At 60.0% G+C, this 22,568-nt stretch carries 23 protein-coding genes; 1 reads left to right on the top strand and 22 read right to left on the bottom strand.

What is annotated here, in order from left to right:
* Positions 1-9: 9 nt before the first annotated feature.
* From EL257_RS07820 to flhA, 9 genes are all read right to left on the bottom strand, one after another.
* Positions 10-750 (bottom strand): flagellar motor protein, encoded by a 741-nt coding sequence (locus EL257_RS07820; RefSeq protein ID WP_007919994.1) that lies wholly within the window; start codon positions 748-750, stop codon positions 10-12.
* Positions 750-1,886, bottom strand: a complete 1,137-nt coding sequence (locus EL257_RS07815) for a protein-glutamate methylesterase/protein-glutamine glutaminase (RefSeq protein ID WP_126361285.1) — start codon at positions 1,884-1,886, stop codon at positions 750-752. Before EL257_RS07815 ends, EL257_RS07820 begins: the two co-directional genes overlap by 1 nt.
* Positions 1,887-1,935: 49 nt before the next feature.
* Positions 1,936-4,203 carry a chemotaxis protein CheA gene (locus tag EL257_RS07810; RefSeq protein WP_126361283.1) on the bottom strand — a complete coding sequence of 756 codons (2,268 nt, stop codon included), beginning with the start codon at positions 4,201-4,203 and terminating at the stop codon, positions 1,936-1,938.
* A gap of 55 nt (positions 4,204-4,258) precedes the next feature.
* Complete coding sequence (locus EL257_RS07805) at positions 4,259-5,047, bottom strand: protein phosphatase CheZ (RefSeq protein WP_126361281.1); 789 nt, start codon at positions 5,045-5,047, stop codon at positions 4,259-4,261.
* An 18-nt stretch (positions 5,048-5,065) separates the two neighbouring features.
* Positions 5,066-5,437: a chemotaxis response regulator CheY gene (locus tag EL257_RS07800; protein ID WP_024012118.1), complete on the bottom strand. Its 372-nt coding sequence runs from the start codon at positions 5,435-5,437 to the stop codon at positions 5,066-5,068.
* A gap of 167 nt (positions 5,438-5,604) precedes the next feature.
* A complete protein-coding gene (gene fliA / locus EL257_RS07795) occupies positions 5,605-6,345 on the bottom strand; it encodes an RNA polymerase sigma factor FliA (protein WP_093439777.1) in 741 nt (246 codons plus the stop codon).
* Positions 6,342-7,172, bottom strand: coding sequence for a flagellar synthesis regulator FleN (gene fleN / locus EL257_RS07790; RefSeq protein WP_003222917.1), 831 nt, complete (start codon positions 7,170-7,172; stop codon positions 6,342-6,344). The genes fliA and fleN overlap by 4 nt, the downstream gene beginning before the upstream one ends.
* Positions 7,173-7,288: 116 nt before the next feature.
* Positions 7,289-8,629: a flagellar biosynthesis protein FlhF gene (flhF, locus tag EL257_RS07785; RefSeq protein ID WP_126361279.1), complete on the bottom strand. Its 1,341-nt coding sequence runs from the start codon at positions 8,627-8,629 to the stop codon at positions 7,289-7,291.
* 11 nt (positions 8,630-8,640) lie between these two features.
* On the bottom strand, positions 8,641-10,770 hold the full coding sequence (gene flhA, locus EL257_RS07780) for a flagellar biosynthesis protein FlhA (protein WP_126361277.1): 2,130 nt from the start codon (positions 10,768-10,770) through the stop codon (positions 8,641-8,643).
* A gap of 363 nt (positions 10,771-11,133) precedes the next feature.
* On the opposite strand from flhA, the gene EL257_RS07775 reads away from it, so the two are divergent.
* The gene (locus EL257_RS07775; protein WP_126361275.1) at positions 11,134-12,084 is read left to right on the top strand and encodes an IS481 family transposase; all 951 of its coding nucleotides are present in this window, start codon (positions 11,134-11,136) and stop codon (positions 12,082-12,084) included.
* Positions 12,085-12,134: 50 nt separating this feature from the next.
* Here EL257_RS07775 and flhB read toward each other — a convergent pair whose 3' ends face one another.
* The 13 genes from flhB to fliJ all read right to left on the bottom strand — a co-directional run bounded on the left by flhB (position 12,135) and on the right by fliJ (position 22,564).
* Positions 12,135-13,274: a flagellar biosynthesis protein FlhB gene (gene flhB / locus EL257_RS07770; protein WP_126361273.1), complete on the bottom strand. Its 1,140-nt coding sequence runs from the start codon at positions 13,272-13,274 to the stop codon at positions 12,135-12,137.
* 3 nt (positions 13,275-13,277) lie between these two features.
* The gene (gene fliR, locus EL257_RS07765) at positions 13,278-14,063 is read right to left on the bottom strand and encodes a flagellar biosynthetic protein FliR (protein WP_126361271.1); all 786 of its coding nucleotides are present in this window, start codon (positions 14,061-14,063) and stop codon (positions 13,278-13,280) included.
* A gap of 3 nt (positions 14,064-14,066) precedes the next feature.
* Entirely contained in the window at positions 14,067-14,336 is a 270-nt protein-coding gene (gene fliQ / locus EL257_RS07760) for a flagellar biosynthesis protein FliQ (RefSeq protein WP_016771067.1), read from the bottom strand.
* Positions 14,333-15,091 carry a flagellar type III secretion system pore protein FliP gene (gene fliP, locus EL257_RS07755; protein WP_126361269.1) on the bottom strand — a complete coding sequence of 253 codons (759 nt, stop codon included), beginning with the start codon at positions 15,089-15,091 and terminating at the stop codon, positions 14,333-14,335. The genes fliQ and fliP overlap by 4 nt, the downstream gene beginning before the upstream one ends.
* Positions 15,091-15,543: a flagellar biosynthetic protein FliO gene (gene fliO / locus EL257_RS07750; protein ID WP_126361266.1), complete on the bottom strand. Its 453-nt coding sequence runs from the start codon at positions 15,541-15,543 to the stop codon at positions 15,091-15,093. Before fliO ends, fliP begins: the two co-directional genes overlap by 1 nt.
* Complete coding sequence (gene fliN, locus EL257_RS07745) at positions 15,544-16,002, bottom strand: flagellar motor switch protein FliN (RefSeq protein WP_126368028.1); 459 nt, start codon at positions 16,000-16,002, stop codon at positions 15,544-15,546.
* Positions 16,003-16,057: 55 nt separating this feature from the next.
* On the bottom strand, positions 16,058-17,026 hold the full coding sequence (fliM, locus tag EL257_RS07740) for a flagellar motor switch protein FliM (RefSeq protein ID WP_038363850.1): 969 nt from the start codon (positions 17,024-17,026) through the stop codon (positions 16,058-16,060).
* 9 nt (positions 17,027-17,035) lie between these two features.
* Positions 17,036-17,539 (bottom strand): flagellar basal body-associated protein FliL, encoded by a 504-nt coding sequence (gene fliL, locus EL257_RS07735; RefSeq protein ID WP_126361264.1) that lies wholly within the window; start codon positions 17,537-17,539, stop codon positions 17,036-17,038.
* Between the two features lie 204 nt (positions 17,540-17,743).
* Positions 17,744-19,111, bottom strand: coding sequence for a flagellar hook-length control protein FliK (locus tag EL257_RS07730; protein ID WP_126361262.1), 1,368 nt, complete (start codon positions 19,109-19,111; stop codon positions 17,744-17,746).
* A gap of 105 nt (positions 19,112-19,216) precedes the next feature.
* The gene (locus tag EL257_RS07725; RefSeq protein ID WP_126361260.1) at positions 19,217-19,564 is read right to left on the bottom strand and encodes an Hpt domain-containing protein; all 348 of its coding nucleotides are present in this window, start codon (positions 19,562-19,564) and stop codon (positions 19,217-19,219) included.
* Between the two features lie 31 nt (positions 19,565-19,595).
* Positions 19,596-21,299: an ATP-binding SpoIIE family protein phosphatase gene (locus EL257_RS07720; RefSeq protein ID WP_126361258.1), complete on the bottom strand. Its 1,704-nt coding sequence runs from the start codon at positions 21,297-21,299 to the stop codon at positions 19,596-19,598.
* Between the two features lie 5 nt (positions 21,300-21,304).
* A complete protein-coding gene (locus tag EL257_RS07715) occupies positions 21,305-21,610 on the bottom strand; it encodes an STAS domain-containing protein (RefSeq protein ID WP_126361256.1) in 306 nt (101 codons plus the stop codon).
* A 501-nt stretch (positions 21,611-22,111) separates the two neighbouring features.
* A complete protein-coding gene (fliJ, locus tag EL257_RS07710) occupies positions 22,112-22,564 on the bottom strand; it encodes a flagellar export protein FliJ (RefSeq protein WP_126361254.1) in 453 nt (150 codons plus the stop codon).
* Between the last annotated feature and the right edge of the window lie 4 nt (positions 22,565-22,568).

Below are 22,568 nucleotides of genomic sequence, written 5' to 3'. Positions count from 1 at the left end.
TCTCCCCCATCAATCCATGAAGCCCTGAAGCTTCAGCTCGATAGAGCGCGGGTTTTCACCTTCGGCGATCGACAGAATTCCTTCCAGCAACATTTCGCGATAACGCGACTGCCGCAACGCGATCGACTTCAGCTTGGCCGCCACCGGCAGCAACACCAGGTTGGCACTGGCCACGCCGTAGATCGTCGCGACGAAGGCCACGGCGATGCCGCTGCCCAGTTGCGTCGGATCCGCCAGGTTGCCCATCACATGAATCAGGCCCATCACCGCACCGATGATGCCGATGGTCGGCGCGTAACCGCCCATGCTTTCGAAGACCTTGGCGGCTTCGATGTCGCGGGCTTCCTGGGTGTAGAAGTCCACTTCGAGAATGCTGCGAATCGCTTCCGGCTCGGCACCATCGACCAGCAATTGCAGGCCCTTGCGCGAGTAATTGTCGGGCTCGGCATCGGCCACGCCTTCCAGCCCCAGCAAGCCTTCCTTGCGCGCAGTGAGGCTCCAGTTGACGACCCGGTCAATGCCACCGGCCAGATCGACGCGTGGCGGAAACAGGATCCAGGCGAGAATCTGCATGGCGCGCTTGAACGCGCTCATCGGCGATTGCAGCAGCGCGGCACCGACCGTGCCACCCAGCACGATCAACGCCGCCGGGCCGTTGGCCAGCGCACCGAGGTGACCGCCTTCAAGGTAGTTGCCGCCGATGATGGCGACGAACGCCATGATGATCCCGATAAGGCTTAAAACATCCATCAGATACACGCCTCGACAATGTGCTTGCCAATGTCATCCAGGCTGTACACCGCATCGGCGAGTTCAGCTTTGACGATGGCCATCGGCATGCCATAGATCACGCAACTGGCTTCGTCCTGCGCCCAGATCGAGCTGCCACCCTGCTTGAGCAGGCGCGCGCCCTCGCGGCCATCGGCGCCCATGCCGGTCAGCACGACGGCCAGAACCTTGTCGCCGTAGGACTTGGCGGCGGAACCGAACGTGATGTCCACGCACGGCTTGTAATTCAAACGCTCGTCGCCCGGCAGGATTTTTACCGCGCCACGGCCATCGATCATCATTTGCTTGCCACCCGGCGCCAGCAGCGCCAGGCCCGGACGCAGGATGTCGCCATCCTCGGCTTCCTTGACGCTGATGCGGCAGAGCTTGTCGAGACGTTCGGCAAAAGCCTTGGTGAACGCCGCCGGCATGTGCTGGATCAGCACGATCGGCGCCGGGAAGTTCGCCGGCAATTGCGTGAGCACACGTTGCAGGGCAACCGGGCCGCCCGTCGACGTACCGATGGCAACCAGTTTGTAGGCTTTGCGTTTCGGTGCCGACGACGAAGCGCTGGCAGCGGGTGCACGGGCAGGCGTTGGCGCTGGCGCCGGACGCGCCGCAACAGGGCTGCTGTGACTGCTGTGGCTCGTCGCTGCCGGCGCAGGCGTCGGTGCTGGCGCGGCGGCAGGCGCCGGTGCGCTATAGGCACTGAAGCGACGATTGCTGCGCGAGATGCTGTGGACTTTTTCGCACAGCAGTTGCTTGACCTTCTCAGGGTTACGCGAGATGTCTTCGAAATTCTTCGGCAGAAAATCCACGGCGCCGGCGTCCAGCGCATCGAGGGTTACCCGCGCGCCTTCGTGCGTCAGCGAGGAGAACATCAACACCGGGGTCGGGCAGCGCTGCATGATGTGCCGCACCGCCGTGATGCCGTCCATCATCGGCATCTCGTAGTCCATGGTGATCACGTCCGGCTTGAGCGCCAGCGCCTGATCGATCGCCTCTTTACCATTGGTTGCGGTGCCGACCACCTGGATGCTCGGATCCGCTGAAAGAATTTCCGAGACGCGGCGGCGGAAAAACCCCGAATCGTCCACCACCAGGACTTTGACTGCCATAAACACTCCATTAGGTGCAGCGGCGCGTGATCGCCCCGCCGCCCCGGATTCAAATACGCCGTGCGGCGTAACGCTTGAGCATGCTTGGAACATCGAGAATCAGCGCGATGCGGCCGTCACCGGTGATGGTGGCGCCGGACATGCCCGGAGTGCCCTGAAGCATTTTGCCCAATGGCTTGATGACCACTTCTTCCTGGCCAACCAGTTGATCGACGACGAAGCCGATCCGCTGCGTGCCCACCGAAAGGATCACCACATGGCCCTCACGCTGCTCTTCATGAGCGGCGGAGCGCACCAGCCAGCGCTTGAGGTAGAACAATGGCAGTGCCTTGTCCCGCACGATCACCACTTCCTGACCATCGACGACGTTGGTGGTCGACAGGTCGAGGTGGAAGATCTCGTTGACGTTGACCAACGGGAACGCAAACGCCTGGTTGCCAAGCATGACCATCAAGGTCGGCATGATCGCCAGGGTCAGCGGCACCTTGATGACGATTTTCGAGCCCTGGCCCTTGGTCGAGTAGATGTTGATCGAACCGTTGAGCTGGGAAATCTTGGTCTTCACCACGTCCATGCCGACGCCACGGCCGGACACGTCGGAAATCTCGGTTTTGGTCGAGAAACCCGGGGCGAAGATCAGGTTGTAGCATTCGGTGTCGCTCAGGCGATCAGCCGCGTCCTTGTCCATCACACCGCGTTTTACCGCGATCGAGCGCAAGACGTTCGGGTCCATGCCTTTGCCGTCATCGGAGATCGACAGCAGGATGTGGTCGCCTTCCTGTTCGGCGGCGAGCACCACGCGACCGCCACGGGCCTTGCCCGACGCTTCGCGCTCTTCCGGCGACTCGATGCCGTGGTCGACCGCGTTGCGCACCAAGTGGACCAGCGGGTCGGCCAGGGCCTCGACAAGGTTTTTGTCGAGGTCGGTTTCTTCGCCCACCAGTTCCAGGTTGATCTCTTTTTTCAGCTGACGCGCCAGGTCACGAACCAGACGCGGGAAGCGCCCGAAGACCTTTTTGATCGGCTGCATCCGCGTCTTCATCACTGCGGTCTGCAAGTCAGCGGTGACCACGTCGAGGTTCGACACGGCCTTGGACATGGCTTCGTCGCCGCTGTTGAGGCCCAGGCGCACGAGACGGTTACGCACCAGCACCAACTCGCCGACCATGTTCATGATTTCGTCGAGACGCGCGGTATCGACGCGCACGGTGGTCTCGGCTTCGCTCGCCGGTTTTTCCGGCGGCGGGGTCGCAGCAGCACGGGCCGGAGCCGGTGCAGCCGCCGGTTTTGGCGCTTCAGCTTTTGGCTCAGGCTTGGCGGCAGGCTTGGGCGCTGCGGCGGCTGCCGGCGCTTTTGCCGTCGGCGTGGAAACCGCCGATGTGCTGCCTGCCTTGGCGGCGCCGACTTCAGTGAACTTGCCTTTGCCGTGCAATTCGTCGAGCAGCGATTCGAATTCGTGATCGCTGATCAGGTCGCTGCCCGCAGCAGCGGCGGCCGGTGTGGCTGGCGCAGCCGGTGCCGAAGCAATCGCCGACTCCAGCGCCTCAACGGCGAAGTTGCCCTTGCCGTGCAACTGATCCAGCAGCGCTTCGAATTCGTCGTCGGTGATGTCCGTGCTGTCGCCCTTGGCAGGCGCTGCCGGAGCAGCGGCTGCGGCTGGAGCAACTGCATCCACTGCGAACTGGCCTTTGCCGTGCAGCTGATCGAGCAGCGACTCGAATTCGGCATCGGTGATTTCATCGCTGGCCGCGCCATCGGCAGATGGAGCAGGTGCCGCAGCGGCCGGTGCTTCTGCTTCAGCCTTGACGGCGTTGAGCGAGTCGAGCAGTTGTTCGAATTCGTTATCGGTGATGTCGCCAGAATCGCCTTCGACGACCAGTTCTTCGATCATCTCGGCCACGGGCGAAGCCGGGGCTTCGTCCGCCGATTGTGGCTCGGCCAGACGCGCCAGCGCGGCGAGCAGCTCCGGCGTGGCGGCGGTAATCGGTGAGCGCTCACGGACTTCGCTGAACATGCTGTTCACCGCGTCCAGTGCTTCGAGCACCACGTCCATCAGTTCTGCATCAACGCGACGCTCACCCTTGCGCAGGATGTCGAACACGTTTTCGGCGATGTGACAGCACTCCACCAGCTCATTGAGCTGAAGGAAGCCGGCGCCCCCTTTTACAGTGTGGAAACCGCGAAAAATTGCATTGAGCAGATCTGCGTCATCCGGGCGGCTTTCCAGCTCGACCAGTTGCTCGGACAGTTGCTCAAGAATCTCGCCGGCCTCAACCAGGAAATCCTGAAGGATCTCTTCATCGGCGCCGAAGCTCATTAATGGGGTGCTCCTAACAGGTCTAAAAACCTAAAAAACCTAGAATGCTGAAACCTTAAAATCCCAGGCTGGATAACAAATCGTCCACATCGTCCTGACCGGACACAACGTCTTCTCGTTTATCGGCATGAATCTGCGGACCTTCACCCTGCGAGAGATGTTTTTGTGGATCTTTTTCTGCAAGCATCGCGGCGCGGTCATGTTCGATGCCCGCAAAGCGGTCGACCTGACTGGCCATGAGTACGAGTTTGAGCAAGTTGCTTTCGACTTCGGTGACCAGTTGGGTCACGCGCTTGATCACCTGACCGGTGAGGTCCTGGTAATCCTGGGCCAGCAGGATGTCGTTGAGATTGCTCGACACCGCACGGTTGTCGGTGGTGCTGCGTGACAGAAAACCGTCGACCCGGCGTGCCAGCTCGCGGAACTCTTCAGCCCCGACCTCGCGACGCATGAAGCGACCCCAATCGGCGCTCAAGGCCTCGGCTTCTTCAGCCAGACCATTGACCACCGGCGTGGCGCTTTCCACCAGATCCATGGTGCGGTTGGCCGCGGCTTCCGTCAGCTTGACCACATAGCCGAGGCGTTCGGTGGCGTCGGTGATTTGCGACACTTCCTCGGCCTGCGGCATGTGCGGATCGATCTGGAAATTGACGATCGCACTGTGCAGTTCGCGTGTGAGCTTGCCCACTTCCTGATACAGGCCGCGGTCACGGGTCTGATTGAGCTCATGGATCAGTTGCACCGCGTCGCCGAACTTGCCTTTTTCAAGGCTCTCGACCAGTTCGACCGCATGTTTTTTCAGGGTCGATTCAAAATCGCCCTGTGAAGATTCTTTATGCTCCATAGCTCCCCCGCGCATTCATCAGCCGATGCGTTCGAAAATCTTCTCGATTTTGTCTTTCAGCGCTTGAGCCGTGAAAGGTTTGACTACGTAGCCATTCACACCGGCCTGAGCGGCCTCGATGATCTGCTCGCGCTTGGCTTCAGCGGTGACCATCAATACGGGCAGGTGCTTGAGTTTTTCATCGGCACGCACGTGACGCAGCAGGTCGATCCCGGTCATGCCGGGCATGTTCCAGTCCGTTACCAGAAAGTCGATGCTGCCGCTGTTGAGCACCGGAATGGCGGTTGTGCCATCGTCGGCCTCGACGGTGTTGGTGAACCCCAGATCGCGCAGCAGGTTCTTGATGATCCGCCGCATCGTTGAGAAGTCATCAACGATGAGGATTTTCATGTCTTTGTTCAATTCGACCTCCAAGCAGTCTTAAACGCGCCCAGCACCTGGGCGCGCCACTTCAATCAATCGGCAGAGCATTCGAAGTTTGTCTGGAGCACAACGGATCGAGACCGGCGCCGTTTCTCACCGCACCAGCCTCGTTTCGCAGTGTCCCCACACTGCCTTCAGCGCGCTCGCCACTCCCCCAAACGCCCCCGCAAACGGGCCGCGCACTGGCTGTGTAACTGGCTGACCCGCGATTCACTGACGCCAAGGACCTCACCGATTTCCTTGAGGTTCAGCTCTTCGTCGTAGTACAGCGCCAAGACCAGTCGCTCACGCTCCGGCAAATTGGCAATCGCGTCCGCCAGCGCCGCCTGGAAGCGTTCATCTTCCAGATCGCGTGACGGCTCCATATGAGCGCTGGCGCCATCCTCGTGCAGCCCTTCGTGTTCGCCGTCCTGCAGCAGGTCGTCGAAACTGAACAGGCGGCTGCCCAAGGTGTCATTCAGAATCCCGTAGTAATCGTCGAGACTCAATTGGAGTTCGGCCGCAACTTCGTGATCTTTAGCGTCACGGCCGGTTTTAGCTTCAATCGAGCGAATCGCGTCGCTGACCATACGGGTATTGCGGTGAACCGAGCGTGGTGCCCAGTCCCCTTTGCGCACTTCGTCGAGCATCGCGCCGCGGATTCGAATGCCCGCGTACGTCTCGAAACTGGCGCCTTTGCTGGCATCATATTTGGTCGAGACTTCGAGCAAACCGATCATCCCGGCCTGAATCAGATCTTCGACCTGCACGCTCGCCGGCAACCGCGCCAGCAAGTGATAGGCAATGCGTTTGACCAGTGGCGCGTAACGCTCGATCAGCTCGTACTGAGCGTCGCGTGCCGACTTTTTGTAGTAATTCATACCGCTTGCAGTCATAGCACGGGCCCTGCGGTTTGCTGCACGAGACGCTCGACGAAAAATTCAAGGTGGCCGCGCGGGTTCGCCGGCAGCGGCCAGGTATCGACCTTTTGTGCAATGGCTTTGAATGCCAGCGCGCACTTGGAACGCGGGAAGGCTTCGTAGACGGCACGCTGCTTCTGCACAGCTTTGCGCACGCTTTCGTCGTAAGGCACGGCGCCGACGTATTGTAGAGCGACGTCGAGGAAACGATCGGTGACCTTGGTCAACTTGGCGAACAGGTTGCGCCCTTCCTGCGGGCTCTGCGCCATGTTGGCGAGGACGCGGAAGCGGTTCATGCCGTAATCGCGGTTGAGCAGTTTGATCAGTGCGTAGGCGTCGGTGATGGAGGTCGGCTCATCGCAGACCACCAGCAACACTTCTTGCGCGGCGCGAACAAAACTGACTACCGAGTCACCGATACCCGCAGCGGTGTCGATCACCAGGACATCGAGATTGTCGCCGATGTCGCTGAATGCCTGAATCAGGCCGGCATGTTGCGCCGGGCTCAGGTGCACCATGCTCTGCGTGCCGGACGCCGCAGGGACGATGCGAATCCCGCCCGGGCCTTGCAACAGTACGTCGCGCAGCTCGCAGCGGCCTTCGATCACGTCGGCCAGCGTACGTTTCGGGGTCAACCCCAGCAGAACGTCGACGTTCGCCAGCCCCAGGTCGGCGTCCAGCAACATGACCCGACGGCCAAGCTCTGCCAGCGCCAGGGACAAGTTCACTGAAACGTTAGTCTTGCCGACGCCACCTTTGCCGCCGGTCACCGCGATCACCTGTACGGGATGCATGCTGCCCATGTTATTTCTTTACCTTGTCTTGCATAGACGGAGGCCACATTACTGGCTGCGCGTTCACAATCGGAACAATGCATGGCAGACCATCGATGTAGGTACAAAAACTGTTCATGAATACCTCAGCCAACCTGCTTGGTCGGGCTGTGATAGATATCAGCGAACATGTCAGCCATGGCTTCTTCGCTGGGTTCTTCCTGCATTTGCACGCTGACGGCGCGGCTGACCAGTTGATGACGCCGCGGCAGATGCAGATCATCCGGAATCCGTGGGCCATCGGTCAGGTACGCGACCGGCAATTCATGACTGATCGCCAGGCTCAAAACTTCACCAAGACTGGCTGTTTCATCCAGTTTAGTCAGAATGCAGCCGGCTAGCCCGCAACGCTTGTAACTGTGATAAGCGGCGGTTAGAACCTGTTTCTGGCTGGTGGTTGCCAGCACGAGATAATTTTTTGAGCGGATGCCACGTCCGGCAAGACTTTCGAGCTGCATACGCAGGGCCGGATCGCTGGCTTGCAGGCCCGCGGTATCGATCAGCACCACGCGCTTGCGCAGCAGTGGATCCAGCGCTTGCACCAGCGACTGGCCCGGATCGATGTGGGTCACCGGTACATTGAGGATGCGACCGAGGGTCTTCAGTTGTTCCTGGGCGCCGATGCGGAAGCTGTCCATGCTCACCAGCGCGACATTCTGCGCGCCGTATTTGAGCACATAACGCGCAGCGAGCTTGGCCAGCGTGGTGGTCTTGCCCATGCCGGCCGGGCCAACCATGGCGATCACGCCGCCCTCTTCCAGTGGCTCAACTTCCGGTACGGCAATCATCCGCGCCAGATGCGCGAGCAACATGCGCCAGGCCTGACGAGGTTCTTCGATATCGCTGATCATCGCCAACAGATCGCGCGACAGCGGACCGGACAGGCCGATGCGCTGCAGACGGCGATACAGGTTGGCCTGAGCCGGACGACTGCCTTGCAGCTGATTCCAGGCCAGGGTGCCGAGTTGCACTTCCATCAACTCGCGCAGGCTGTTCAATTCAAAGCGCATCGAATCCAGTGCCCGCGGATCAACGCCACCAGCGGCTTGCGCAGGGGCCGGAGCTGGACGCGCCGGCGCCGCGTAGGTCGGCTCGGTCAGCGGTTCAGCGGCGGTCAGCGGCAGGCCAGCGGTCAGCGGCAGCCCGGCGAAAATCTGGCGATTGCTATTGCCATCGGCTTCGCCACGCAGGCTCAGCTCGGCCTGGGCGGTGACGATGCGCGACTGGGTCTTGCGCAGCTCGTCTTCGAGTTCCATGTTCGGAACCCGTGGCGCCAGCGCCGACAATTTGTAATCCAGTGCCGCCGTCAGCTCGACACCGCCGGCAATGCGGCGGTTGCCAATGATGGCGGCATCAGCGCCCAGCTCATCACGAACCAGCTTCATGGCCTGACGCATATCGGCGGCAAAGAAACGCTTAACTTGCATAAACCACTACCTCAGCCGTTGGGCCCTACTGTCGCAACGATGGTCACTTGCTTGTTGTCCGGTATTTCCTGGTAGGCCAGCACATGCAATCCGGGGACGGCGAGGCGGCCAAAGCGCGAGAGCATCGCGCGGATCGGGCCGGCGACCAAAAGGATCACCGGCTGACCTTGCATTTCCTGACGCTGGGCCGCTTCGATCAGCGATCGTTGCAGCTTCTCAGCCATGCTTGGCTCCAACAGAACGCCCTCTTCCGAGCCTTGTCCTGCCTTCTGCAGACTATTGAGCAATATCTGTTCCAACCTTGGCTCCAAGGTGATAACAGGCAGCTCAGACTCAGTGCCTACAATGCTTTGGACGATTGCACGCGATACGCCGACCCGCACAGCGGCCACCAGCGCGGCGGTATCTTGACTCTTGGCGGCGTTGTTGGCGATGGCTTCGGCGATGCTGCGGATGTCGCGCACCGGCACGTGTTCGGCAAGCAGCGCCTGCAGCACTTTGAGCAATTGCGACAGCGAGACCACGCCCGGCACCAATTCTTCCGCCAGTTTAGGCGAGCTCTTGGCCAACAGTTGCATGAGTTGCTGCACTTCCTCGTGACCGATCAGCTCACTGGAGTGCTTGTACAGAATCTGGTTCAAGTGCGTGGCGACCACGGTGCTGGCATCGACCACGGTGTAGCCGAGCGATTGCGCCTGCGCACGCTGGCTGATTTCGATCCACACCGCTTCCAGGCCGAAAGCCGGATCTTTGGCGTTGATCCCGTTGAGCGAGCCGTAAACCTGGCCGGGGTTGATCGCCAACTCGCGATCCGGGTAGATCTCCGCTTCGGCGAGAATCACGCCCATCAGGGTCAGGCGATAAGCGCTGGGCGCCAGATCGAGGTTGTCGCGGATGTGCACGGTCGGCATCAGGAAGCCCAGATCCTGCGAGAGCTTCTTGCGCACGCCTTTGATCCGCGCCAGCAATTGCCCACCCTGATTGCGATCGACCAGCGGGATCAGGCGATAACCCACTTCCAGACCAATCATGTCGATCGGCGTCACGTCATCCCAGCCCAGCTCTTTGGTTTCCATGGCGCGGGCCGGCGACGGCAGCAGTTCCTGCTGACGCTTGACCTCTTCCAACGCCACGACTTTCGCCACGTTCTGTTTTTTCCAGAACAGGTACGCGCCACCGGCGGCCAGCGCTGCCATGCTCAGGAACGAGAAGTGCGGCATGCCCGGCACCAGGCCCATCACTGCCATCAGACCGGCGGCCACGGCCAGCGCTTTCGGCGAGGCAAACATCTGGCGATTGATCTGCTTGCCCATGTCTTCCGAGCCGGAAGCACGAGTCACCATGATTGCCGCTGCTGTAGATAACAACAGTGATGGCAATTGCGCCACTAAACCGTCACCGATGGTCAGCAAGGCGTAAACCTTGCCCGCATCGCCGAAACTCATGTTGTGCTGGAAGATACCAACCGCCATGCCGCCGATGAGGTTGATGAACAGAATCAGCAGGCCAGCGATGGCATCACCGCGGACGAACTTGCTGGCACCGTCCATCGAGCCATAGAACTCGGCTTCCTGGGCAACTTCCTGACGGCGCGACTTGGCCTGGTTCTGGTCGATCAGGCCGGCATTGAGGTCGGCGTCGATCGCCATTTGTTTACCGGGCATCGCATCTAGGGTGAAACGCGCGCTTACCTCGGAAATTCGCCCGGCGCCTTTGGTTACCACGACAAAGTTGATGATCATCAAAATCGCGAAGACCACGATACCGACCACGTAGTTACCGCCGATCACCACTTCACCGAACGCCTGAATCACCTTACCGGCGGCGGCATGGCCGTCCTGACCGTGGAGCATTACCACGCGCGTCGAGGCCACGTTCAATGCCAGGCGCAACAGCGTCGCGACCAGCAGAATCGTCGGGAACACCGAAAAATCCAGCGGCCGCAGCGCGTACACGCAGACCAGCAGAACGACGATCGACAGAGCGATGTTGAAGGTGAAAAACACGTCGAGCAGGAACGGCGGCACCGGCAACATCATCATCGCCAGCATCACCAGCAACAGCAACGGCACGCCCAGATTGCCTCGACTGAGGTCGGCAACGTTTGTGCGTGCTGTGTTGAATAACTGAGAGCGATCCACCGGTTTTCCCCGTTCCTTTAAAGCAAACTTTTGACGCCCAGAGCGGGCGCACGGCGGCTATTGCAAGAAGCCTTCCAACTTTTGCCCGGACGAAAAGATCCGCATTTGCAATCGATGCCCCTGTAGGAGCTGCCGAAGGCTGCGATCTTTGGATCCTGGTTGGTTGAACATCAAAAGATCGCAGCCTTCGGCAGCTCCTACACAGGGATGTATTCCACCCGAAGGAGTTACGGAAGGCTGCGATATATTGTTGATTTTGCGGGTTATTGCGCGGTCTAGATGTGATCTCTCTGTAGGTTGTTCACTCGGGGCTTTTCCCGGAAATTGGAGGTGCGAACCAAACCAAGCCCCCGGAGGCCCCGAGTGAACACTCATAAAAATGCCCGATTAACTGTTTCCGGTCGAGCCCTTCTTGTTCAAAGGGCCCTCACAGAGGGTTTGAGAGTTGAGGAGGTGGCCAAGGCTCAGGGGGTCAGCGTTCGCACTGCCTACATGTGGATAAATCGCTATCGAACCGAAGGCGAAAAAGGTCTCCAGGATCGCTCATCCCGCCCGGCTTCCTGCCCGCACGCTACTGCCCCAGAGTGTCTGGAGAAAATCATCAAGCTTCGCCGTGAGCGAAAAACCTATGGCGAGATCAGCAAGTCTTTGAAGGTGGGACATAGCACGGTAGGCAGAATATTGAGCCGCAACGGACTCAACCGTTTGGCTTATCTAGATCCGCCAGTTGCCGTCATTCGCTACGAATACCCTCAGCCGGGGGGCTTGCTGCACTTGGATATCAAGAGGCTGGGGCGCTTTAACAAACCTGGTCATCGAGTAACAAAAGACCGTCTGAAAGGTCGTTCTTACCATGTGGGTTGGGAATTTGGACATGTTGCCATCGACGACCACAGTCGAGTGGCGCACTGTGGTTTATACCCGGACCAAACCGCTCGTAGCGCCTGCCTCGCGCTGATCCGGGCCCTGCGTTACTACAAAACGCTTGGCGTGAAATTCGAGCGGGTAATGACCGATAACGGCCCTTGCTACAAATCCATGAGCTTCAAGCGCCTGTGCCGGCGGCTACGGCTTAAGCACATCTTTACCAAGCCTTACACGCCGGGCACGAATGGCAAGGCAGAGCGATTTATACAGACCGCTCTGCGCGAATGGGCCTACGCCAGAAGTTATGAAAGCTCAGATCAACGCGCGACCTATCTGACGCCTTGGTTGCACGAGTACAACTGGCATCGCCCGCATGCCAGTTTGAGTTATTTACCACCGATTAGCCGAATAGCATCCGTGAACAACGTGGTGGGTTTACACATCTAGACTTGCTTCGGGGTTAGTTCAGTGGCTTTTTTTCAGACAGACGGCTGCGTTCAGGAATCGCGACGCAAATCCGGTGGAATCGGCAAATCATCCTTCAGCGGATCCGGACGTTTGCCCTTGCCTGCGCGGTACTGGCGGATCTGGTAGACGTAGGCCAGGACCTGCGCCACCGCCAGATACAGGCCACCGGGGATTTCCTGGTCGAGTTCAGTGGAGTAATAGATCGAACGCGCCAGCCCCGGCGATTCGAGGAGCATGACGTTATTGGCCACGGCGATTTCGCGGATTTTCAGCGCGAGGAAATCGCTGCCCTTGGCCAGCAACATCGGCGCCCCGCCCTTTTCGGCGTCGTATTTGAGCGCGACGGCGTAGTGGGTCGGGTTGGTGATGACCACGTCGGCGTCGGGGATCGCCGCCATCATCCGCCGCTGGGACATTTCGCGCTGGGTCTGGCGGATGCGCTGTTTGACTTCCGGGCGGCCTTCCTGATCCTTGTGTTCGTCGCGCACTTCCTGCTTGGTCATCAACAGTTTCTTGTGCGCTTCCCACAGCTGCACCGGCACATCGACGGCGGCGATGATGATCAGGCCGCAGGCCAGCCACAGGGTGCTCCAGCCGACCAGCAGCACGCTGTGAATGATCGCCTGATCCAGCGGCTCATGGGCGATGCGCAGCAAGTCGTCGACGTCGGACATCAACACCACCAGCGCCACGCCGAGGGTGATCAGAAACTTGGCCAGCGCCTTCAGCAGTTCGACCACAGCCTTGAACGAGAACATTCGTTTCAGGCCAGCGGCGGGATTCATCCGACTGAACTTGGGCGCCAGGGAACCGGCCGCGAACAGCCAGCCACCGAGGGAAATCGGTCCGATCACGGCGGCGAGCAACAGCGTGATCATCACCGGCTGGATCGCCAGCAATGCGATGAGGCCGGACTCCAGCAAAAACCGGCCCATCGCGCCCTGGTCCATGACCACTTCGCGGGACAGGGTGAAGTTCAGGCGCATCACGTCCATCAACTCTTGCGCGAGCATGCCGCCGAAGATCAGCAAAGCACTGGCGCCGGCCAACATCACGGCGAGGGTGTTGAGTTCTTTGGATCGGGCAATCTCGCCCTTTTCACGGGAATCCTTTTTACGTTTCTCCGTGGGGTCTTCTGTTTTGTCCTGACCGCTTTCGCTCTCTGCCATGACTCAGCGCGCCCGTGCCAATTCACGTAACAACTGCAAGGCCTCGGTGGCCAGCGGTTGATACTGATTGAGAATGTCCGCCAGCCCGACCCAGACGATGAACAGCCCGAGCACCAGGGTCAATGGGAAACCTATGGAGAAAATATTCAATTGCGGGGCCGCGCGGGTCATCACGCCGAACGCGATGTTGACCACCAGTAGTGCGGTGACGGCGGGCAATACCAGCAACAATGCTGCGCCCAGGACCCAGCCGAGTTTGCCCGCCAGTTCCCAATAATGCGCAACCATCAAGCCACCGCCGACGGGCAACGTGGTGAAGCTTTCGGTGAGCACTTCGAACACCACCAGATGGCCATTCATCGAGAGGAACAGCAGCGTCACCAGCATGGTGAAGAACTGCCCGATCACCGCCACCGAGACGCCGTTGGTGGGGTCGATCATCGAGGCGAAACCCATACCCATCTGGATCGCGACAATTTGCCCGGCCACGGCGAAAGCCTGGAAAAACAACTGCAAGGAAAAACCGAGCACGGCGCCGACCAGAATCTGCTCACCGATCAGCAGCAAGCCACTGAGATCAAGTGGGCTGACGGCCGGCATCGGCGGCAGTGCCGGGGTGATGACTACGGTGATCGCTACGGCGAAATACAGGCGCACGCGACGCGGAATCAGCGTGGTGCCGAACACCGGCATGACCATCAGCATCGAGGCGACGCGAAACAGCGGCAACATGAACGAGGCCACCCAGGTGCTGATCTGGGTGTCGGTCAGCTGAAGCAGCGATTGCATGGCTTAGCCGATGACCATCGGAATGTTTTTGTACAGCTGGATGATGTATTCCATGAACGTCTGCACGATCCACGGACCGCCAATGATCAGGGTCACCAGCATCACCAGCAGACGCGGCAGGAAGCTCAGGGTCTGTTCGTTGATCTGCGTGGCGGCCTGGAACATCGACACCAGAAGCCCGACCAGCAGGCTCGGCACTACCAGAATGGCGACCATCATGGTGGTCAGCCACAGCGCTTCACGAAAGATATCGACCGCGACTTCCGGCGTCATGGCGAGACACCTCCGAAACTGCTGGCCAGGGTGCCGATGATCAATGCCCAGCCATCGACCAGCACGAACAACATGATCTTGAACGGCAGCGAAATGATCAGCGGCGAGAGCATCATCATACCCATCGCCATCAGTACGCTCGCGACGACGAGGTCGATGATCAGGAACGGAATGAAGATCATGAAGCCGATCTGGAACGCGGTTTTCAGTTCAGAGGTGACGAACGCTGGCACCAGAATGGTCAGCGGTGCCTGATCCGGCGTGGCGATGTCGGTGCGCTTGGACAGGCGCATGAACAGCTCCAGATCGCTGGTGCGCGTCTGGGCGAGCATGAAGTCCTTGATCGGCACCTGCGCCTTTTCCACCGCTTGCTGCGCGGTCAGGGTTTCGGCCAGATACGGCTGCAGTGCGTCATTGTTCACCCGATCGAATACCGGCGCCATGATGAACAGCGTCAGAAACAGCGCCATGCCGGTGAGGATCTGGTTCGACGGCGTCTGTTGCAGGCCCAGGGCCTGACGCAGAATCGAAAAGACGATGATGATCCGGGTGAAACTGGTCATCAGGATGACCGCCGCCGGAATAAAGCTCAGCGCGGTCATGATCAGCAGAATCTGCAGACTGACCGAATACTCCTGCGCGCCGTCGGCGTTGGTGCCCAGCGTGATAGCCGGGATCGACAACGGATCGGCGGCGAACGCCAGTGGCGCGGCCAGCAACAGGGCCAGCGTCAAGACGATGCGGAACGCACCCATTACTTCGTATCCTTCTGATCCTTGCCGAGAATTTTCAGCAGATGCTGAGCAAATTCCGGAGTCGCTTTTTCGCTGGTCGCGGGGACTTCAACCGGCTCCTTGAGCACATGCAGCGCAGTGATCGTGCCGGGGCTCAGGCCAAGCAGAATCTGCTCGTTGCCGACCTGCACCAGCAACAGGCGGTCACGCGGACCGAGAGCGCGCGAACCGATCAGCTCGATCACCTGCCCTTTCCCCGCCGGCCCTGCCTGCTGCACCCGGCGCAACAGCCAGGCGAGGAAGAAGATCAAGCCCAGCACCAGCAGCAAACCGAACACCAGCTGCGTCAATTGTCCGGCCACGCCGCTGGTGACCATCGGCGCGGTGGCGGCAGGCGCAGCAGTGGTTGCGCTCGGCTCGGCGGCCAGCACGCTCAACGGCAATGCCAGCAGAGCCCAGAGAAATCTTTTCACTCAGCGCAGCTTCTTGATGCGTTCGCTTGGGCTGATCACGTCGGTCAGGCGGATGCCGAACTTCTCGTTGACCACAACCACTTCACCGTGCGCAATCAGCGTGCCGTTAACCAGCACGTCGAGCGGCTCGCCGGCCAGACGATCAAGCTCGATCACCGAACCCTGGTTGAGTTGCAGCAGGTTGCGGATGTTGATGTCGGTGCTGCCCACTTCCATGGAAATCGACACCGGAATATCGAGGATCACATCGAGGTTCGGACCGTCGAGGGTCACCGGATCGTTGTTTTTCGGCACGCTGCCAAACTCTTCCATCGGCAGACGGTTGGAGCTGGAATTGCCAGCGTCGGCGGCCAGCAGTGCGTCGATGTCAGCCTGGCTGCCATCACCGGTTTCTTCCAGGGCAGCAGCCCATTCATCGGCCAGTGCCTGGTCGTCCTGAGCGTTCATATCGTCGTTCATCATGTGTCCTCGGCGGGCAACAATTCAGCTAAATGTGTGGGGTGAAAGCGCCGCTTCAGCGACGCTCGATCGGCTCGATCACCTGCAACGCGAGGTTGCCTTTGTGCGAGCCCATCTTGACCTTGAAGGCCGGCACGCCGTTGGCGCGCATGATCATCTCTTCCGGCATCTCGACCGGGATCACATCGCCCGGCTGCATGTGCAGGATGTCGCGCAGTTTCAACTGGCGGCGAGCCACGGTGGCGCCGATCGGCACGTCGACATCGAGAACATCCTGACGCAGCGCATTGACCCAACGTTCATCCTGATCGTCGAGATCGGACTGGAAGCCTGCATCGAGCATCTCGCGCACCGGCTCGATCATCGAGTACGGCATGGTCACATGCAGATCGCCGCCACCGCCATCGAGTTCGATGTGGAAAGTCGATACGACGATTGCTTCGCTCGGGCCGACGATGTTGGCCATGGCCGGGTTCACTTCCGAGTTGATGTACTCGAAATTGACTTCCATGATCGCCTGCCACGCTTCCTTCAAATCGACGAAGGCTTGCTCGAGCACCATGCGCACCACGCGCAGTTCGGTCGGGGTGAATTCACGCCCTTCGATCTTCGCGTGACGGCCGTCGCCGCCGAAAAAGTTGTCCACCAGTTTGAACACCAGTTTGGCGTCGAGGATGAACAGCGCCGTGCCGCGCAACGGTTTGATCTTGACCAGGTTGAGGCTGGTCGGCACGTACAGCGAGTGTACGTATTCGCCGAACTTCATCACCTGCACGCCACCGACGGCAACGTCCGCCGAGCGGCGCAGCATGTTGAACATGCTGATGCGGGTGTAGCGGGCGAAACGCTCGTTGATCATTTCCAGAGTCGGCATGCGTCCACGGACGATGCGATCCTGGCTGGTCAGGTCGTAGCTTTTGACACTGCCGGGTTCGGCAGCGTTATCGGTCTGTACCAGACCATCGTCGACGCCGTGCAACAGCGCATCGATTTCATCCTGGGACAGCAGATCCTGCACGGCCATGTCGTGTTCCTACTGCAGTACGTAATTAGTGAAAAGCAACTGTTCGATCACCACTTTGCCCAGCTCTTTCTGCGCCACTTCCTGGACGCTCGCTGTGGCCTTCTGGCGCAACATCTCTTGGCCGACCGGGGTCGCCAGCGTAGCGAAATCCTGACCGGAGAAGAGCATCACCAGGTTGTTGCGGATTACCGGCATGTGCACTTTGAGCGCGTCGAGATCGGCCTGATTACGCGCCAGCATGGTGATGCTCACCTGCATGTAGCGCTGACGGCCGTTCTGGTTGTAGTTGGCGACAAAGGCTGGCGCCATCGGTTCGAAGATCGCCGGTTGCTTGCCTGTCGGCGCCGCTTCGGCCGCTTCGGCAGGCTTGCTCTGCGCGCTGTGCATGAAGAACCAGGTCGCCCCCACGGATACACCGATCGCCAGCAGTAACGCCAGCACGATCACGATGATCAGCTTGAGTTTGCCTTTGGTCGCGGGGTCTTTTACTGCTGCTGTTTCGCTCTTCGCCATGCCAATAATCCGTCACTAATCGGGTTTTCACAGTCGCACGGCAAGGCAAGAGCAAGTGTTATGCCAGAAGTGTCGAAGCGAAGAATTGCGGGAACTGCTAGAAGCACAAAGCAAAAGATCGCAGCCTTCGGCAGCTCCTACATAGGCGCGTATACACCTGTAGGAGCTGCCGAAGGCTGCGATCTTTCAGTGCCACCGCAACCGTCAGGCGTAATAGTCGACCGCGCTGCTGCCGATGACGCTGGTGGTCTGCGCCGCCACTTCAGCCACAGTAGCCGGTGCCAATTCCTCGTCCATCGAATCGAGACGCCCACCGCTCGCATTGGTGCGGCCGCTGTGCCCCTGCTGCGCCTGTTCCTGACCTTGCTGGCCTTGCCAGCCACGGTTCTGGTCGGAAACGTTGACGTCGACCTGGCCCATGCCCTGTTGGTTGAACATGTCGCGCAGACGATGCATCTGTCCGTCCAGCGCTTCGCGCACGCTTGGATGGGCGCTCATGAAGGTGACTTGAGTCTGCTGATCCGGAACCATGTTGACGCGGATATCCAGACGCCCCAGTTCGGCCGGCTGCAACTGGATGTCGGCGGCTTTGAGGTTGGCGCTCGACAGATACATCACGCGATTGACGATTTCTTCGGTCCAGCCGCTCTGGTGCATGGCGATCGGCTGATTCACCGGCACCGCGTTCGCAGTCTTCGGCGTGGCCGCTTGGGTCAGCGCGGCGAGACGGTTGGCGAAGTCATCGACGCGCGTGTCGCTGGTGGCCGACTTCAGATCCTTGAGGCCATCGTCGATCAGCCCGCTGAAGGCCTTGTCGCCACCCTGGCTGGTGCTGTCCTTGTCGGCTTGCACGTCGAGCATGCTGGCCAGGCCAGCGGCGAAATTCTGCGCCGAGGTCAACTCACCATCAGCCTGCGCCTGGGCGGGTGATGCTTTCGGTTGCGCCTGGCTGGCGGCGGAAATGTGCCCGCCCTGCTCCATCGCCATGCGCACGGCTGGCATTGAGTCCAACGGATCGGCAGAAGGATCGAATTCGTTGTCGGTTGCCGCCGGATCCTTGACCATACCCGGCACGAGAGCCAATGCAGGTGTTTCGGTTTCCGCTTGCGCCGGTGTCGCAGCAACCGGGGCTTGCCCAACGGGGGCAGGGACTAACGGTTGGACGACTTGCACCAAGGCCGGATCCAGCGCCGGATCTGCAGGCGCGGCATCGGCCACAGGGGTTTGCGCAGTTTGTGCGGTATCGTCAGCGCTGGCCGTCTCGTCGTCGGTTGCCGCCGTTTTGTCGGCAGGCAACGCTTTGCCGCTATCGGCAACCGTCGGCTCCGGCGCGGCAGACTGATCTTTGCCAACGTCCTTTTTGGCGCTGTTGTCAGCGACCTTGTCGCGCGCTGGTTTCGGGGCGTTATCGGCGCTGACGGCAGGTTTGGCCGGCGCCTGATCGGCAAACACTTTTGCGAAGCTGGAAGCCTTGTTCCCGGCGTCTACGGCCATCGCCGATGATTTGGCCGAGGCAGCTTGGGCCTTGGCCTGAGCGGCGCTCTGAAGAAGAATGTTTGGGCTTGCAGGCATGACACGGTCTCCGCTGCACTGGAATCGTAGGTACAGTTGAGCGAGATAGTTGCAAGTGCCGGGCCAGTTTGATCCGGCGCTTGCGAAAACCGCCGGACGGCCCCTTCAGTGGATTTGAGCGTGGTTTTGTTCGTCTTTGTACACAGGGCGTATGTCGGCAAACTCGGCGTGAATTTCGGCAACCAGCTGAACGAGCGCTTCGGGACTTTTGTCCTTGGCGTTCGCTTCCAGATCCTGGCACAACTCCGCCAGTCGAACCGCGCCCATATTGCTCGCGCTGCCCTTGAAGCTATGGGCGATGTCGGACAGGACTTTGGCGCTGGTGGTCTTCTGCAGCTCGTGCAAGCGAATATCCGAGTCCGCCAGAAAGGTCTCCAGCAACTCCCAATAACCGTCCTCCATCACCTCGCGCAAGGTGTCGAGGACATCGCGATCTACATGTGGGTCAGTCACTTGCTCACTCCTTGATCAAGAATTGCGCGAATTATGCCTGAACCTCCCAGGAAAACTCCACGCGAGCACTCCGACCTTCGTCCGTCCAACTGGCGTTGAGCCCCAGTTGCCTGACCAGACTGATGCCGCGACCCGACAGACGGACGACATCCAGCGGTCGCTCCATGACCCGCGCAACGTCAAATCCCTTGCCGCTGTCTTCCACACGAATCACCAGACGACCGCCCTCACCTTGCGGCTGCACCTGCAAATGCACGCGTACATACCCATCCTGCAGCGACTCGAGCCGTGCACTGCGCAATTGATAGTAGCGAGCGAACCCTGCGGCATCGCGCTTGAGGCTGGAATCCAGCCCCAGCACGCCATGCTCCAGTGCATTGGAATACAGCTCGGCGAGCACGCTGTACAGCGCGCCACTCTGCGAGCGCAAACCGTGCACCTCGAGCAGCAACTGCAGGAGAAACGGCAGGGGATTGAAGCGCCGCAGCGTTGCACCGCGAAATTCGAAGCTCGCCGCCCAGTCCAGTGGGCATGACTGGCCACTGTCGGAATACACCGGCGCTGAGACTTGCGCCTCGGCCGAGTCGAGCAGGCTGACCTCGACCATGCTCACGTCATCGCGGGCCTGTCCGCGAAAATCGCGCAGGGCCTGTTCGATATCCTCGAACAGTCGATCCGGCTCGCGATTGGCGGCGAACACCGCCTGCAAACGCTCCACGCCAAACAGTTGATCATTGGCGTCGCAGGTATCGATAACGCCGTCCGACAACAGGAATACCCGGTCATCAACGGCCATCGGGTAGACCTCGGTGCGATCATCGAACGCCTGCGCGCCGAGGATCCCCAGCGGCAAATGCCGCGCCGGCAATGGCACGCGCTCGCCGCTGTCCATGCGATGCAGGTAGCCATCGGGCATGCCGCCATTCCAAACCTCCACCGAGCGGCGCTGCGAGCTCAGGCACAACAGGATCGCGCAGCAGAACATGTCCACCGGCAGGATCCGCTTGAGCTTGGCGTTCATCTCGCGCAGAGTCTCCGCCAGGCCGTAACCCTTGGCGGTCATGCCATAGAACACCTCGGCCAGCGGCATCGCACCGACCGCCGCCGGCAACCCATGTCCGGTGAAATCGCCGAGCATCACGTGCATGTCACCCGCCGGCGTGTACGCCGCCAGCAACAGGTCTCCGTTGAACAACGCGTAAGGCGATTGCAGGTAACGGATGTTCGGCGCACTCAGGCAGCCGGAGTGAGCAACTTTGTCGAACACCGCTTTGGCGACGCGCTGTTCATTGAGCAAATAGTCATGGTGCTTGGCAATCAGATCGCGCTGTTGCAAGACCGTCGCCTGCAACCGGCGCAGGCGATCCATCGCCTTGATTTTGGCGGCGAGGATGACCTGGTTGTAAGGCTTCGCCAGAAAGTCGTCACCCCCGGCTTCGAGGCACCGAACCAACGCTTCGCTTTCAGTCAGCGAGGTGAGAAAGATGATCGGTACCAGCGTCTCCCCCGCCAGCGCCTTGATCCGCCGCGCAGCTTCGAAGCCGTCCATCACCGGCATCATCGCGTCCATCAGCACCAGATCGGGTTGCTGCGCTTTGAACGTTTCGACCGCCTCGGCGCCATTTGACGCCGTTAGCACCTGATGACCCTGACGGCGGACGATAGTCGACAGCAGCAGCCGGTCGGCGGCGCTGTCTTCAGCAATCAGGATGGTGAGCGGCTCTAGCGCCTGCATGGGCGTCAACTGATGTTAAAGAGTTTGTCGAAATTGGAAATCGCGAGGATTTTCTTCACGTCGGAACTGCTGTTGACGACACGGATATCCGAATCGTCGCCGCCGGCGTGATCGCGCAGCAGGAGCAGCATGCCCAGGGCGGAGCTGTCGAGGTAGGTGGCTTCTTTCAGATCGACCACGATGGATTCGGGCGTCTTGTCGAGCCGCTCATAGGATTCGCGAAATTCCTGATGGCGACCGAAATCGAACCGGCCTTTGACCGCGATGGTCAGTTTGTGGCCATCCGGTGAAACTTCTGTAACGACTGACATTGAGTGGCTTCCTTGTCATGGGCGAACTTGTACAAGGTTTAGCATCTGGACAGACTTGCGGCAAGGCCAAGAACAAAGTCCAAAGATCGCAGCCTCCGGCAGCTCCTACAGAGACCGGCGTAGGAGCTGCGGAACGCTGCGATCTTTTGATCTGCTTTAAAAAGGATCACGTCGCGGCAGGCGCTGCGACAATTCATAAGATCGCAGCCTTCGGCAGCTTCTACAGAGACCGGTGTAGGAGCTGCGGAACGCTGCGATCTTTTGATCTGCTTCAAAAAGGATCCCGTCGCGGCAGCCGCTGCCACAATTCAAAAGATCGCAGCCTTCGGCAGCTCCTACAGAGACCGGTGTAGGAGCTGCGGAACGCTGCGATCTTTTGATCTGCTTTAAAAAGGATCCCGTCGCGGCAGCCGCTGCGACAATTCATAAGATCGCAGCCTGCGGCAGCTCCTACGGAGACCGATGTAGGAGCTGCGGAACGCTGCGATCTTTTGATCTGCTTTAAAAAGGATCCCGTCGCGGCAGGCGCTGCGACAATTCATCCAGCAACTTCTGCTCGCGCTTGTCTTCGAGGCGTTGCGCCTCTTCACGGTAGCGCTGTACCAGTTTGCGCAGGCCTTCGACCTTGGCAAACGCCTGTTGCCAGGCTTCGCGGGCATTGTCGAGGTTGTTCTGGTGCCAGTTCAGACTCTGCCGTTGCTGATCGACCGCGGTGTCGAGTTGCGCCAGAAAGCCTTGAAAACCCAGCAGCCATTGGCCGCTCACCCCAGTGCTGCCGCGCACGATCCACTGTTCGGAATAATCCAGCCGGAAGGCATTGAGGTCGGCGAGTTTGCTTTCGGCCACCTTCACCTGCCCCTGAAAATAACCCAGGCGTTGCGCGGCGGTTTTCTCGGCCTGTTCGGCCATGTCCACCACCGGAGCCAGGCGCGCGGCTCGACTGACGGTAGCCATGACC

The organism is Pseudomonas fluorescens, from assembly GCF_900636825.1.
In the GTDB taxonomy this organism is placed as follows: Bacteria; Pseudomonadota; Gammaproteobacteria; order Pseudomonadales; family Pseudomonadaceae; genus Aquipseudomonas; species Aquipseudomonas fluorescens_BG.
Note: the sequence above shows the minus strand (reverse complement) of the source record. Positions and strands in the feature narration are given on the sequence as shown.

Bases quoted from the DNA above. Each gene is read 5' to 3' on its own strand.
- fleN (WP_003222917.1), bottom strand. From the start codon at position 7,172: ATGGGCAGCATGCATCCCGTACAGGTGATCGCGGTGACCGGCGGCAAA.
- EL257_RS07715 (WP_126361256.1), bottom strand. From the start codon at position 21,610: ATGTCAGTCGTTACAGAAGTTTCACCGGATGGCCACAAACTGACCATC.
- fliA (WP_093439777.1), bottom strand. From the start codon at position 6,345: ATGACTGCAAGCGGTATGAATTACTACAAAAAGTCGGCACGCGACGCT.
- EL257_RS07730 (WP_126361262.1), bottom strand. From the start codon at position 19,111: ATGCCTGCAAGCCCAAACATTCTTCTTCAGAGCGCCGCTCAGGCCAAG.
- EL257_RS07805 (WP_126361281.1), bottom strand. From the start codon at position 5,047: ATGGAGCATAAAGAATCTTCACAGGGCGATTTTGAATCGACCCTGAAA.
- flhB (WP_126361273.1), bottom strand. From the start codon at position 13,274: ATGGCAGAGAGCGAAAGCGGTCAGGACAAAACAGAAGACCCCACGGAG.
- fliM (WP_038363850.1), bottom strand. From the start codon at position 17,026: ATGGCCGTGCAGGATCTGCTGTCCCAGGATGAAATCGATGCGCTGTTG.
- fliR (WP_126361271.1), bottom strand. From the start codon at position 14,063: ATGCAATCGCTGCTTCAGCTGACCGACACCCAGATCAGCACCTGGGTG.
- fliJ (WP_126361254.1), bottom strand. From the start codon at position 22,564: ATGGCTACCGTCAGTCGAGCCGCGCGCCTGGCTCCGGTGGTGGACATG.
- EL257_RS07820 (WP_007919994.1), bottom strand. From the start codon at position 750: ATGGATGTTTTAAGCCTTATCGGGATCATCATGGCGTTCGTCGCCATC.
- fliP (WP_126361269.1), bottom strand. From the start codon at position 15,091: ATGGGTGCGTTCCGCATCGTCTTGACGCTGGCCCTGTTGCTGGCCGCG.
- fliQ (WP_016771067.1), bottom strand. From the start codon at position 14,336: ATGACGCCGGAAGTCGCGGTCGATATCTTTCGTGAAGCGCTGTGGCTG.
- fliL (WP_126361264.1), bottom strand. From the start codon at position 17,539: ATGGCGAAGAGCGAAACAGCAGCAGTAAAAGACCCCGCGACCAAAGGC.
- EL257_RS07720 (WP_126361258.1), bottom strand. From the start codon at position 21,299: ATGCAGGCGCTAGAGCCGCTCACCATCCTGATTGCTGAAGACAGCGCC.
- EL257_RS07800 (WP_024012118.1), bottom strand. From the start codon at position 5,437: ATGAAAATCCTCATCGTTGATGACTTCTCAACGATGCGGCGGATCATC.
- flhF (WP_126361279.1), bottom strand. From the start codon at position 8,629: ATGCAAGTTAAGCGTTTCTTTGCCGCCGATATGCGTCAGGCCATGAAG.
- EL257_RS07810 (WP_126361283.1), bottom strand. From the start codon at position 4,203: ATGAGCTTCGGCGCCGATGAAGAGATCCTTCAGGATTTCCTGGTTGAG.
- EL257_RS07815 (WP_126361285.1), bottom strand. From the start codon at position 1,886: ATGGCAGTCAAAGTCCTGGTGGTGGACGATTCGGGGTTTTTCCGCCGC.
- fliN (WP_126368028.1), bottom strand. From the start codon at position 16,002: ATGAACGACGATATGAACGCTCAGGACGACCAGGCACTGGCCGATGAA.